Consider the following 13,264-nt stretch of genomic DNA (forward strand, 5'->3'; position numbering starts at 1 on the left):
GCAAAGAAGATAATGAGAACAATGTCCAGTGTGGAGGCGGGGTAAGCCGAGCTGTGAATTTCATCATGTCAGAAAGGAATAGGTTATTTATTGATATAATATAACATCACAATAATGTATTGAATTCAAGCTCACATCACTGCCCTATCGATTTCAAAAGTAACAAGCCATGACGGGATACCAGCAGAATAGGGACAATGGGGGAAGTAAACTTGCCGCTGTTGATGAGATATGCAACACCCTCATAGTTAGTTACAGTAAATTAAACTATCTTTACTGAGGGCTGACTGGTTAGAACGCGCTGAATTTTGGTAATCTAACAGCATAACTATTCGCTAGTGCTCGCAAAACGGTAAATGACGTAATAAAAAACAAGTCATACGGTGACCTCTCCTCTTGATAAAATGCGCATAGCATCCTAAATTAATAGAAGAAGATTGAATTAACTGTGAGTAATAGTCTTAAATATGAGAATGACTATTTAGGGATTGTTATTTTATTGCCATGTGGTGTTATTGACGATGGCAGTTTTAATAACAGTACTGAGTGTTAACTCAGCCAAGTTAGTTGATAAATCTCATTAGACTTGATTTTTTTGATTCAAATCATATAAATAGTCACTCGAAAACTGTTGTTATCGCATTTTTTGCGACAATAGCAATGCGTTAATGAATTAATCTTGTCACCATAAGCGAACAATTAATGAACAATGAAATGGCTGGGGACTTCTCTTTGGGGTGTTGCTCAATTTCATTACTAACGGATGTAATCAGAAATAATATTCGTGAAATTGAAGGAAGTTTGGTTTCCGGATTGATGTATTATTCTGAAAATGCACAGTACACTGAAGGCTCATTAGAAATTCTTGATATTCTTGCTTTGAAAGATAACTGTTATTCAATGAGTTACTGTTATAAGTGGTATATCTTCAACCTTTGTCTGGATATCAATACTGAAGATTTACTAACAAATACTGTAACATTTATTGTACATCCTAAAAAAATCATCTTTGATATAATTAACAATGACAGGCCTTCAACCGCTGACGAATTGTAAGATTAAGTAATAAAGTTGCGCGGTGAGCGGAGAAATGATTTATATTAATAGCAAGACTCGTTTATTTAATTTCTGATAAGCCCCTGCATTTATATGATTACCGATCTACTCACATTGTGTTATCAACACCGAATTAAGTGTTTACGGAGGGGATGATATGGATGAGTACTCACCTAAGCGGCATGACGTTGCTCAATTGAAGTTCCTGTGTGAGAGTTTGTATGATGAAGGCATTGCTACCCTCGGTGATAGCCATCATGGCTGGGTAAATGATCCGACTTCTGCCGTAAACCTACAACTCAATGATTTGATCGAGCATATAGCTTCATTTGTGATGAGTTTTAAAATAAAATACCCGGATGGCAGCGACCTTTCGGAGTTAGTGGAAGAATATTTAGACGATACATATACTCTGTTTAGTAGTTACGGAATCAATGACCCTGAATTGCAGCGCTGGCAAAAAACAAAAGAGCGTTTATTCAGACTTTTCTCAGGGGAATACATCTGTACCCTGATGAAAACTTAAGGGATAGTTTACCTATATTATTTTTATTTTGAGAAGAAAAACACCATGACAAAAACTGACTACCTAATGCGTTTAAGAAAATGTACGACTATTGATACATTAGAACGTGTAATTGAAAAAAATAAGTATGAACTTTCTGACGATGAGCTGGAATTGTTTTACTCAGCAGCAGACCACCGCTTAGCAGAGCTCACAATGAATAAACTTTATGATAAAATTCCACCTACTGTATGGCAACATGTGAAATAGTCTGCTTAACGCTGGTTAAGACATACAACGTTGAGCCGATAATCGTTATCGGCTTCAATGCAGTAAGCAGGTTGTAAGTGTTTATTTTTAGATAAACGTCCTGATAGAACTACGGTATTGAAGGTTAACTTTAATCCCGCGTTATTGCCTACCTGTGTTTAGATGTAGCTCAATGCGTTATCAGAGTATTTAAGTGATGCTTGGTGATGTGCTATTTAATTTATTAAAAACCTGCCGGATTGCTAATAATCAAGAGATATTATTAATTATTGGCTGAAACTAAAATACAAATAGAAAATTCAATCTGTAAATAAATGAGAATAATCTTATCTCATTACTCAGTCATCAGAAGATGACTAACGCTCGCAGAAACAATACTCGTGACCTATGTCTATCAGGTGAGATATTGATTTATCAGAAATGGTGGAGGCCCTGCCAGCTACATCCCGGCACACACCTCGCCTGCTGCGGCTGCTTCCTTCCGGACCTGACCGAGTTCACAAGTTAGTGTTGCGGGAGAACCAACAGGGCCTCCATTGTCGTTAACGGCTCCTTATACTCTGGAGCGGTGGGCATTATCGGCCATGAACTTCGAAATAGCAAGACAACACGCGCTAACTGGTGCTTTCTTGCCCAGGTGTTCAAGGTTAGGTCTAAATCTATTTTCTTCTGGCAAAAAATGCACTGATAATGTTATTTATTCAATTTATCCTGCTCTATTTCTTACTATCTCGCCCCCGCCCCATGCATAGTGAAACAGATCAGAAAGAGGACGCAGTGACATCAACAAAAATAGAACTAAAAAATCCAGATGATGCAGCTGCACACAGTAAAATGGACAGCTTTCGTCAGCGGGTATTTCACGTTGTGGCAGCTATCCCCTATGGGCAAGTCACCACCTATGGTGATATCGCCCGGCTGATAGGCTCTCCCCGAGCTGCGCGTCAGGTGGGTGGTGTTCTAAAACGCTTACCTGAAGGCTCTACTTTACCCTGGCATCGAGTTATTAATCGCCATGGTGAAATATCATTAATTGGAGAAGATTATCTCAGGCAGAAAAATGCATTGCTGGCGGAAGGTATTGAAATAAGCCCTGCCGGGCGGATTGATTTACAGCAATATCGGTGGCAATACAGCTAGCTTCAGCGCCACAGGGAGCTATGCTCTGTAGCGCATAAAGCCAGTTGAAAGTTACTGTATCGTCCCAGTGCCAGTCATTGTAGCGGCAGGAGCAGTTTCAATAGCCACAGAAGTCACAGGAACCAACAGCAGGTTAGCCTGAGTACCTGTACCATTATTAATCACTTCCTGGATGGTATCAGTAATAAACATTAGCTGACCATTATGGGTAATGGCTGCACTCACAATGATGCGTGCATTTGGCTGAATCTCTGCTGGATTAAACGGCAAGGTAAAAGTAAAGGGTGCTTGCTTACCCTCGGTGCGAATCGCTTTCTGAGCAATAACCCGCGTTGGTGCATCAGCCAGTGAGGCATCCGACAGCGTCACGGTAACGACAGCATCGGGTGGCAAGGCAATGCGCTCGCGGATATTCACTGTCCCTTGTACGGCAGGTTGTGCAATAGGTGCAGCGGCTGTCGTGGTTCCTGCTGAAGCCGGAACGGGGATATCAGCCCCTTTGTGGGCACACCCAGCCAAACTGACTACTAATGCTGCTCCACCCGCTATCTGCCAAAATTTTTTTGATTGCCAAGGTTTCATAGGTCGCACTCCTTCTTATTATTAAGATGCGAGTTCTATCCAAAAAAACTCGCGTTTAATAAGTGGCTTCAACCACCTAGCAAGCTAATTATAGCACAATCTGCTAGTCCCTGCTGTTTCTCTCCCATTTGAGTCATTTATCAGACTATTCCTTATAAGGCTAACTTCAGCCGTACTATAGTTTCACAGCAATATATTGACGATAGCCCTGATGATTCAGCACACTGTGCGTGAACTCAACCATCAGGGACCACAACATGAGCCAGGCATTAGAAAAACTGCTCGATTTACTCTTTCTTGAAAAAATTGAAGAAGGGATCTTCCGTGGTCAAAGTGAAGATCTGGGTTTACGCCAGGTCTTCGGGGGGCAAGTTGTCGGTCAGGCGATTTATGCGGCAAAACAGACCGTCCCCACTGATCGGGTGGTCCATTCATTTCACAGCTATTTTTTACGTCCAGGGGACAGCAGCAAACCTATCATTTATGACGTAGAAACACTGCGCGATGGCAACAGTTTCAGCGCTCGTCGAGTCAGTGCGATTCAAAATGGTAAACCAATCTTTTATATGACGGCGTCATTCCAGAGTCAGGAAGACGGTTTTGAGCACCAAAATACCATGCCGGACGTCCCACCACCGGAGGGGTTAATGTCTGAAACGGACATCGCCCGCAAATTTGCCCATTTAATTCCCGAGAAAGTGCGGGATAAATTTATCGGCCATCAACCGATTGAAATGCGTCCGGTAAAATTCCACAACCCGCTGCAAGGTTCGACAGCGGAACCCAATCGCTATGTCTGGTTTAAGGCTAACGGCGAAATGCCGGATGACTTGCGAGTTCATCAATATTTACTGGGTTATGCCTCTGATTTTAATTTCTTACCGACGGCCTTGCAGCCTCATGGAATTGGGTTCCTTGAACCGGGGGTGCAAATCGCCACAATCGATCATTCCATGTGGTTCCATCGCCCATTCCGTCTTGATGACTGGTTGTTGTATGCGGTAGAAAGTACCTCAGCTTCAGGTGCTCGTGGCTTTGTTCGCGGGCAAATCTATAATCGGGAAGGAGTCTTGGTGGCTTCTACAGTGCAGGAAGGTGTGATTCGTTTACATCGGTCATAGCAAAAAATAGAAGGGGCGATGTTTCCATCGCCCCTGTTGCTATCATCATTATTATTTATTTTATACCCGTCATACTTCAAGCTGCATGTGCGTTGGCTGCTTTCGTTCACCCGAATCACTTACCTGAGTAAGCTCATCGGAATTTGCTCAGTTGCCGCCTTCCCGCAACTCAAATTATTTGGGGTATACTGCTATTCTTAACTTATCAGTGTTCTTAACTTACTGATTGTAAGCATTTTCACCATGGCTGTTGACATCCAGGCCTTCGCGCTCTTGCTCTTCTGGCACCCGCAGACCAACCACCAGGTCAGCAATTTTGTAGGCAACGAAAGCAACTACACCAGACCAGACCAAGCACACACCCACACTGAACAACTGTACACCTACTTGATGACCCATGGTGACGCCAGCAGCGTAACCTGTACCACCCAATGAGGCAGAGGTGAAGACACCGGTCAGGATACAACCGACAATCCCGCACACGCCGTGGACACCGAACACGTCACAGGTATCATCCACCCGCAGCCATTTCTTCAGCAGAACCACACCCCACAGACCGGCAACCCCGCCCACTAAACCGATAATCAATGCACCACCGACACCAACAGTACCTGCCGCAGGTGTAATCGCAACCAAACCGGCGATACAACCTGAACATGCGCCTAACAGAGACGGCTTGCCACGCAAAATCCACTCAGCAAATACCCAGGAAAGAATGGCACCTGCGGTTGCAACAACAGTGTTCAAGAAAGCCAATGCAGCGATTTCGTTAGCGGCGCTGGCTGAACCGGCGTTGAAACCAAACCAGCCGATATACAGAATTGCCGTCCCGGTGAACACCATCGGTAAGTTGTGAGGTTTAAATGCCTCTTTACCAAAACCGGCACGTTTACCTAGTAAGTAAGCCCCTACCAACCCCGCGATTGCGGCGTTGATATGTACGACAGTACCGCCCGCAAAGTCCAGTGCGCCATCCATTGCCAGGAAACCGCCGCCCCATACCATGTGCGCCATTGGCAGGTATGAGAAGGTGAACCACAGCACAGCAAAAATAAGCACCGCAGAGAAACGAATACGCTCAGCAAATGAACCCACCACCAGAGCCACTGTGATACAGGCGAAGGAAGCCTGGAATACTACATGGATATATTGGTAGAAGGTGCCGCTCAGGCTGGTCAGGCCGATACCTTTGAGCATCGCCATATCGAAGTTACCGAAGAACGCGTTGCCCGTACTGAACGCCAGGCTGTAACCATACAAAATCCACAAGACACAAATCAGCGCAAAACTCACCATGACCTGAGTCATCATTGACAATACGTTTTTGGAACGCAGCAGGCCGCCGTAGAACAGGGCAATACCGGGCACGGTCATAAACAGCACCAACGCGGTGCAAATCATCATAAAGGCATTATCTGCTTTGTCAGCCACTGCCGGTGCAGCAGCCATTGCCAAAGAAGGCAGCATCGCTACCGAACTCAGGCCCAACACGGATAAAAGTTTTTTCATCATCAACCCATCCCTATTCACTAAATTTGAGCCTGCAAGTTACAGTGCTGCTTCGTCTGTTTCGCCGGTACGGATGCGAATAACACGTTGCAATTCAGCAACGAAAATTTTGCCGTCACCAATTTTCCCGGTATAAGCGGCCTTACTAATAACATCAATCACTTCATCTAATTGATCATCCGCAATCGCGATATCAATTTTCACTTTGGGTAAGAAATTGACGCTGTATTCCGCTCCCCGATAGAGTTCTGCGTGCCCTTTCTGGCGACCAAATCCTTTCACTTCGGTTACGGTCAACCCCTGAATACCTACTGAGGACAAGGCTTCGCGCACATCCTCCAACTTAAATGGTTTGATAACCACGGTAACCAGCTTCATATTTGCCCCTTCTCGAATTAAGTCGAATTTATGTCGGCCACGAAATACTTATCTTCCACGAAACAGTTACTTTTCTTAAAACAGTTACTTTTCTTAAAACATTTACCTTTCTTAAAACAAGTAAAGCAAAGGCTATGCCATAAATAATATTGACGAGAATTTAATACTGAAATGGCGAACTGATGGGGCTTGAGATGCGCAGCACAATAGCGGTGTGAGGAAATAGAGAGAATTGAACAGTTTTTGCGCACCAAATTAGTGCGACACGCGTCACAGAAGTGCACTGCGGTATATTCGCGCTATTGCTTTGCCTGATTATGGTGCGGCAGCTTATTCCTAACAGGCGCGAGCAGAGTTATTGACTGAAATGAAAAGTAACAGTAGCGAAATGAAGAATAGTGAAAAGCAATGGGGCCGCTTAACCCCATTGCTTATTCTTTAACTGACTGCAGTTTCGACTTGATCAATGGCCGCCAAATCTTCGCTGACTAATTGCAACTGATACATTTGATAATAGCGCCCATGTGTAGCCAGCAACTCTTGATGCTTACCCTGCTCAACTGCTACACCACGGTGCAATACCAAAATAGTATCGGCATCGACTATGGTTGAAAGGCGGTGAGCTATCACCACCAGCGTGGTGTTTTTGCGAATCAGCTGTAATGCCCGCTGAATGGCCTGTTCAGTGCCCGAATCAATATTGGCAGTCGCTTCATCCAAAATTAGAATTTGTGGTGCTTGCACCAATACCCGAGCCATCGCCAATAGCTGTTTTTGCCCGACGGATAGCGTGTTGCCCTGCTCCCCAAGCAAACTATGTAGCCCATCAGGCAACGCACGGACTAGCGAGGCCAGTTGCACAGTTTCCAGCGCATCCCACACTTGCTGCTCACTAATATCACGGCCTAATGTCACATTGGCAAAAAACGAATCAGCCAACACCACTGGGTCTTGCTGCACCATAGCAACGCCCTGTCGCAAGGTTTGATGTGATAATTCGGCCAGAGGGCGACCATCAAGCAAAATCTCACCTTGCTGCACTGGATAATAGCCCATTAACAGATTTGCCAGGGTACTCTTGCCACTACCGGTATGCCCAACTAAAGCGACAAAGCCGTGTGAAGGTACATCCAGGGAAATATTCTGCAGCACCATTTTGTCGTGACGATAAGCAAAGCTGACATTTTTCACTTGAATATGACCGCTGGTCAGCGGGCGATCATCGCTACCATATCCTTGCTGGACGCGGTCCATCAAATCGAAAATACGCTCTCCCGCAACCACCGCCTGTTGTAAGATCGACTGCTGTGATGTCAATTCAATCAATGGCTCATTGAGGCGGCCAAGGTAATTGATAAATGCATATAGCACCCCAACCCCGACTGAACCTTCCGGGCTGAAACCGAAAAGCAGCAATAAACCACACAGCACCATGGCAGAAAACAGGCTCAGTAACGGGCGCAGCAGAAAGCCTTCCAGACGCAATGTTTGCATCCGCGCCTTATAATGGGCACGGCTGGCAGACTCCATGCGCTCACCAAAACGCGCCTGCTGGCGGAACTGTTGAATAACGCCCATCCCGCTAATGACTTCATTAAAGCCATCGTTAATATCGGCCAAATAGGCCCGAACCCGGCGTACTACTGGCGTACTGTAGCGCTGGTAAATCGCCATAACCACCAGCACCGCAGGGAAAATACAAATAGAAATCAGCGCCATGCGCCAATCCAGACTGAACATCGCCACCAGCATTGCACCAATTAACGCCGCGCTTTTCAATACCGTCGATACCACCATCACATACAAATCTTTTATGACTTCGGTATCGTTGGTTACGCGGGAAATCAATTGCCCGACAGGTTGAGTATCAAAAGCACTGAGAGGCTGGCGCAAAGCTGCGTCCATCACTTCAATCCTGAGCCGTTGAACCACACCGACTGCCGCGCGATTAAACAGCAATGCTTGAAAATAGTGCAATGCTGCTGCCAGCAATTGCAGCAGCAAATAAGCCAAGGCCAGCCCGCTGACTAATCCCAAAGGTAACGTGCCTTTCGCCACAACGTGGTCAATGAAATAGCTGATCAACAGTGGGCCGCTGACTTCGGCTGCCGCAGCAACCCACAGCATCAGTACCGCCAGCCCTAAAGGTTTGCGATAGGGGGAACCATAAGAAAGCAGGCGCTTGAGGGTTGGCCAAAGTTGCTGAACTTTACTCATCGGTTTTGGCCTCCGACTCACCGTCATCCAATGCAGCCTCTAATTGTTGATAGCGATACATTTCCCGATACCAGCCAGACTGATTTACCAATACATTATGCGTACCGCGTTGCATCACCCCGCCATGCTGTAACACCAGAATTTCGCTGGCTTCAGTTAAAGCAGAAAGGCGGTGTGCGCTGATAATCACAGTACGATGCTCGCCCCACTCGCGCAGATTCTTTAAGATTTCATGTTCGGTTTGGCCATCAACCGCAGAAAGTGCATCATCAAGAATCAGAATTTCAGTATCCAACAACAATGCCCGAGCAATAGAAATACGCTGCTTTTGCCCACCGGACAGCATCACACCGCGCTCACCCACCTCAGTGTCATATCCTTGTGGGAGACGCAGGATGTCTTCATGTACGCTGGCTAAACGAGCAGCGCGTTCGATTTGATCCTGAGTGGCATCAGGTTTACCTAATGCAATGTTGCCCGCAACCGTATCAGAGAATAAGAAAGGTGTCTGGCTGACCACTGATAAACGCCCGCGCCAGTCATGCAAACGGATATCAGACAGCGGATGCCCTTGATAACAAATCATGCCGTCATCAATATCGAATTGCCGCTGAATTAATGCCAATAAGGTACTTTTGCCGGAACCCGTTGGCCCACATAAACCTAACATCTGCCCCGGTGCCAATTTCAGTGATACATCGTGTAAGGCGGGCTTTTCAGCTTCAGGGTAATAGAAATGACGAATATTCACCGCTAAAGTACCGCGATCGTTTGATAATGCGATGTCGCCATCTTTCACTACTGGCGCTTCTTCCAGCAAACTGCGGATACGACTATAGGCAGCACTGCCGCGTTCAACAATATTGAACATCCACGCCAGTGCCAGCATCGGCCAGATCATTAACCCCAAATACATGACAAAACTGGTTAACTGCCCTAAGGTGATGCTGTGATTGACCACCATCCAGCTACCGCCACCGATGGCTAATAAATTTGCGATACCGATAGCAATATAAATGGTGGGATCAAAACGGGCGTCAATACGCGCGACATACATATTCTTGGCACCCGCTTCTTCGGCCACCTTCGCAAATTGTTGCGACTGACTGTTTTCCAGACCAAAGGCTTTGATCATGCGGATGCTAGTAAGGCTTTCCTGCGCCTGATTATTCAGAGCTGAAAATGCTCCCTGAGCTGACTTAAAACGCTGATGCAGTTGATCGCCGTAATATTTGATAACCACCGCCATGACTGGCATGGGAAGTAATGACAGCAAGGTCAGTTCCCAACTGATTTGCGTGCTCATGACAATCAGCACCGCACACCCCATCACCAGCGAATCTACCAGTGTCAATACGCCCTCACCTGCGGCAAAAACGACGCGGTCAACATCATTCGTGGCGCGTGCCATTAAATCGCCAGTACGGTGACGTAAATAGAACCCAGGAGCCTGGCGACTCAGTTGGCGATAAAAATTCGCCCGTAACTCCACAGCCAATTGATAGGAGGCTCCGAAAAGTAACACTCGCCAGACATAGCGCAGCAGATAGACCACGATAGCCGTCACCAGCATCACGCCAATCCAGACCAATAACATATTGGTCGACATCTGTTTGGTGCTGATGCCATCGACAATGACTCCGACCAATTTAGGGGGTAATAATTGCAGGATAGCTATAACGATTAATAGCAACACCGCCCCTACATAGCGACGCCACTCACGGCGGAAATACCAGCCTAGTTGTGCAAACAATCTCACGCAGTTTTATCCATGATCTGACACCGAATAACATCGGTATTTGTTCGCTAAATGCGACAGGGCAGTAGAATACCATCGTTAAAATGGTTTTTTATATCCAATAGATGCCAGGCAGCCAACACTTCAGCTGTTTGAACCATAGCGAGTTATCACTCAGGAACTGGCAACACGGTGGTGTATTTAATCTTTTCCATCGCAAAGCTCGAAGTCACATCAATCAACCCCGGAACGCCGTTAACCATACGTTTGTAAAAGCTGTCATAGCTTTTCATATCGGCAACTTCGACCTGCATCAGATAGTCGTATTCCCCCGCCATGCGATAGAAGGCCAGCACCTCTGGCATCTGCTTGGTGAACTCGACGAACTCCTGATACCAACCGCTATTATGCTGCTGTGTCTTGATCAGCACAAATGCGGTGAGTCCTAATCCTAACTTTTCACTGTCTAGTAATGCCACGCGCCCACGAATAAACCCCTCATCCTCAAGGCGCTTCAAACGTTTCCAGCATGGCGTAGAAGTTAAATTAACCGCCTCAGCCAGCACTTGCAGTGATTGTGTGCAATCTTCTTGCAACATGCACAGAAGTTTACGGTCAGTTTTATCTAACATAGCGAGTAACCATAGAATAAATTTCTACCATTTGGCGATAAAGAAGGAAAAATGGCAACGTTTTTTTCTTTAATAACCGTTAATCTAGTTATCATTAGTTTACTACCTACATCGCAGGCCATAAAAATGACCAACACTTGGGTAAAAAATGCTATCAGCGAAATAGAAGCCGATTTCCAACGCTCCGCTGATACACACTTGATCCGTCTTAATCTGCACGCCTTTCCCGGTATTTATCTCTATTTAAAAGATGAAAGTACGCATCCAACCGGTAGCTTAAAGCACCGTTTGGCCCGTTCACTATTCCTCTATGGCTTATGTAATGGCTGGATTAAAGAAGGTACAACAATAATCGAGGCTTCATCTGGAAGCACGGCGGTGTCGGAGGCCTACTTTGCTCGCTTAATTGGTTTGCCCTTTATCGCGGTAATGCCAAGCTGCACTGCCCGGCGTAAAGTGGAGCAAATCGCCTTGTATGGTGGCCGCTGTCATTTTGTTGACCATGCCGGGCAAATTTATGCAGCTTCCGAGCAATTGGCGCGTGAACTTAACGGCCACTATATGGACCAGTTCACCTATGCTGAGCGGGCGACTGATTGGCGCGGCAATAATAATATTGCCGATAGCATTTTCCGCCAAATGACGCGCGAACCTTTCCCCGTTCCTGACTATATCGTGATGAGCGCAGGTACTGGCGGCACCTCCGCCACTTTGGGGCGCTACATTCGCTACCAAGGGCATGACACCCAACTGATGGTGGTCGACCCGGAAAACTCCGTTTTTTATGATTGTTTTTGTCACGGTGACCGTACCGTAACCGGCAGTTGTGGCAGCCGTATTGAAGGTATTGGTCGGCCGCGAGCGGAGCCGTCATTTATTCCGGAAGTGATCGACAGCATGTTGCGTGTTCCCGATGCAGCCAGCGTTGCAACTATCCATTGGCTGGAAGGCATTTTGGGCCGCAAAGTGGGAGCGTCAACCGGTACTAACGTTTGGGGGGCATTACAGTTAGCCAAGCAAATGCGCGAACAAGGTAAAACCGGTGCCATCGTGACGTTACTGTGTGACAGCGGTGAGCGTTATCTCGATACTTATTACGATCCTCAGTGGGTCAGCAACAATATCGGCGACTTAACGCCATTCCGGAATGAATTAAACAACCTGTAATATCATAGTAGACGGGGGCCGCAAACCGGCCCCTTGCAGAAGAAAAAAACCGGATGGTTATCCGGCTGGCTAATAGCTATCCTCAATGTCATTAGTTTTATCGCACCAATAACCCGTGGATATACCTCAGAATTCGGGGGAATAGGTGAGGTGTGGTGAACTTAGCCAATGTTGCAAATAATGAGCTACGCCTTGTTCCTCGCAGCGACCAATAACCTGTAACTGAGGTAACTCTTGTTTCAGTTGCGGTAATGCATTTCCCATGACTAACCCACGACCGACGCGCGACAACATTTCTTTATCATTCATCGCATCGCCAAACGCCATGCAATCAGCCAGGGTTAAATCAAGATGATGGCTCAATCGCTCTAAAGCAGCCCCTTTGTTACAACCACGAGGTAGCATTTCGAGACAATCGACGGCTGAGAAACAGAAATCGGCTTTATCACCCATTTGTTGCTCAAGCTGAATCTTCAGTTCGACCAGTTCCTGATGTGGCGCAATAAAGCAAATTTTGTGATTACCTGTCTTCGGTAACGCATCTAGCGCGGTCAGTTGGAACTGGAAACTGCTAGTTTTATGGGCTGCCAATAAAGCGGGATCATTGTAATCAGTAAACCAGCCATCATCGCGGAAGATATGAATGCTGGCATTGGTCTGCCAGGGGGTACGCAGCACAAACTCCACCAGTTCTGCCGGCAAATCTATACCATCTAAATGCACGCCATCCATGTCACACACTCGTGTGCCATTACCCGTAATTAAATAACCGTTAATACCTGAATGAGAGAGGATCCCTTTCATATCAAGGTAATGCCGCCCGGTAGCGAATGTCAGGATCATCCCGTTTTCCACTAACTGGTGTAACGCATTCAATGTCGCACCACCAATTCGATGGTCACGCATCAGTAAGGTTCCATCCATATCAAAAGCGGCTAAACGGTACATT

The 13,264-nt window shown here is 46.3% G+C and carries 13 protein-coding genes and 1 other RNA gene; 6 read left to right on the forward strand and 8 right to left on the reverse strand.

What is annotated here, in order from left to right:
* Positions 1-702: 702 nt before the first annotated feature.
* The 3 genes from FTB31_RS15100 (at position 703) to ymoA (ending at position 1,831) form a co-directional block, all read left to right on the forward strand.
* Positions 703-1,056: a hypothetical protein gene (locus FTB31_RS15100; RefSeq protein ID WP_050077355.1), complete on the forward strand. Its 354-nt coding sequence runs from the start codon at positions 703-705 to the stop codon at positions 1,054-1,056.
* Between the two features lie 157 nt (positions 1,057-1,213).
* Entirely contained in the window at positions 1,214-1,582 is a 369-nt protein-coding gene (gene tomB / locus FTB31_RS15105; protein WP_050077354.1) for an Hha toxicity modulator TomB, read from the forward strand.
* A 45-nt stretch (positions 1,583-1,627) separates the two neighbouring features.
* Complete coding sequence (gene ymoA, locus FTB31_RS15110) at positions 1,628-1,831, forward strand: expression modulating protein YmoA (RefSeq protein ID WP_002208622.1); 204 nt, start codon at positions 1,628-1,630, stop codon at positions 1,829-1,831.
* A 430-nt stretch (positions 1,832-2,261) separates the two neighbouring features.
* Here the strand turns inward: ymoA and ffs are convergent.
* Positions 2,262-2,358: signal recognition particle sRNA small type (gene ffs / locus FTB31_RS15115), an RNA gene on the reverse strand.
* 217 nt (positions 2,359-2,575) lie between these two features.
* Here ffs and FTB31_RS15120 point away from each other — a divergent pair.
* Positions 2,576-2,971, forward strand: a complete 396-nt coding sequence (locus FTB31_RS15120) for an MGMT family protein (RefSeq protein WP_072081847.1) — start codon at positions 2,576-2,578, stop codon at positions 2,969-2,971.
* 51 nt (positions 2,972-3,022) lie between these two features.
* On the opposite strand, the gene FTB31_RS15125 is transcribed toward FTB31_RS15120, so the two are convergent.
* A complete protein-coding gene (locus tag FTB31_RS15125) occupies positions 3,023-3,553 on the reverse strand; it encodes a YbaY family lipoprotein (RefSeq protein WP_050077353.1) in 531 nt (176 codons plus the stop codon).
* Positions 3,554-3,810: 257 nt separating this feature from the next.
* Here FTB31_RS15125 and tesB point away from each other — a divergent pair, with 257 nt between their 5' ends.
* Positions 3,811-4,674 carry an acyl-CoA thioesterase II gene (gene tesB, locus FTB31_RS15130; RefSeq protein ID WP_050077352.1) on the forward strand — a complete coding sequence of 288 codons (864 nt, stop codon included), beginning with the start codon at positions 3,811-3,813 and terminating at the stop codon, positions 4,672-4,674.
* Between the two features lie 219 nt (positions 4,675-4,893).
* Here the strand turns inward: tesB and amtB are convergent, their stop codons facing one another.
* The 5 genes from amtB to FTB31_RS15155 form a co-directional block, all read right to left on the reverse strand.
* Positions 4,894-6,183, reverse strand: coding sequence for an ammonium transporter AmtB (gene amtB / locus FTB31_RS15135; protein ID WP_005167660.1), 1,290 nt, complete (start codon positions 6,181-6,183; stop codon positions 4,894-4,896).
* Positions 6,184-6,222: 39 nt separating this feature from the next.
* The gene (gene glnK, locus FTB31_RS15140; protein WP_002208627.1) at positions 6,223-6,561 is read right to left on the reverse strand and encodes a P-II family nitrogen regulator; all 339 of its coding nucleotides are present in this window, start codon (positions 6,559-6,561) and stop codon (positions 6,223-6,225) included.
* 438 nt (positions 6,562-6,999) lie between these two features.
* On the reverse strand, positions 7,000-8,778 hold the full coding sequence (locus tag FTB31_RS15145; RefSeq protein WP_077174532.1) for a SmdB family multidrug efflux ABC transporter permease/ATP-binding protein: 1,779 nt from the start codon (positions 8,776-8,778) through the stop codon (positions 7,000-7,002).
* Positions 8,771-10,537: a SmdA family multidrug ABC transporter permease/ATP-binding protein gene (locus FTB31_RS15150; RefSeq protein ID WP_050077350.1), complete on the reverse strand. Its 1,767-nt coding sequence runs from the start codon at positions 10,535-10,537 to the stop codon at positions 8,771-8,773. The genes FTB31_RS15145 and FTB31_RS15150 overlap by 8 nt, the downstream gene beginning before the upstream one ends.
* Positions 10,538-10,686: 149 nt before the next feature.
* Positions 10,687-11,148, reverse strand: coding sequence for an Lrp/AsnC family transcriptional regulator (locus FTB31_RS15155; protein WP_005163482.1), 462 nt, complete (start codon positions 11,146-11,148; stop codon positions 10,687-10,689).
* Positions 11,149-11,274: 126 nt separating this feature from the next.
* On the opposite strand from FTB31_RS15155, the gene FTB31_RS15160 reads away from it, so the two are divergent.
* Positions 11,275-12,315: a PLP-dependent cysteine synthase family protein gene (locus tag FTB31_RS15160; RefSeq protein ID WP_050077349.1), complete on the forward strand. Its 1,041-nt coding sequence runs from the start codon at positions 11,275-11,277 to the stop codon at positions 12,313-12,315.
* Between the two features lie 126 nt (positions 12,316-12,441).
* Here the strand turns inward: FTB31_RS15160 and cof are convergent, their stop codons facing one another.
* Entirely contained in the window at positions 12,442-13,263 is an 822-nt protein-coding gene (cof, locus tag FTB31_RS15165; protein WP_050077348.1) for an HMP-PP phosphatase, read from the reverse strand.
* Position 13,264 lies beyond the last annotated feature (1 nt).

The sequence above is a fragment of the Yersinia proxima genome, from assembly GCF_902170785.1.
Taxonomy (GTDB): domain Bacteria; phylum Pseudomonadota; class Gammaproteobacteria; order Enterobacterales; family Enterobacteriaceae; genus Yersinia; species Yersinia proxima.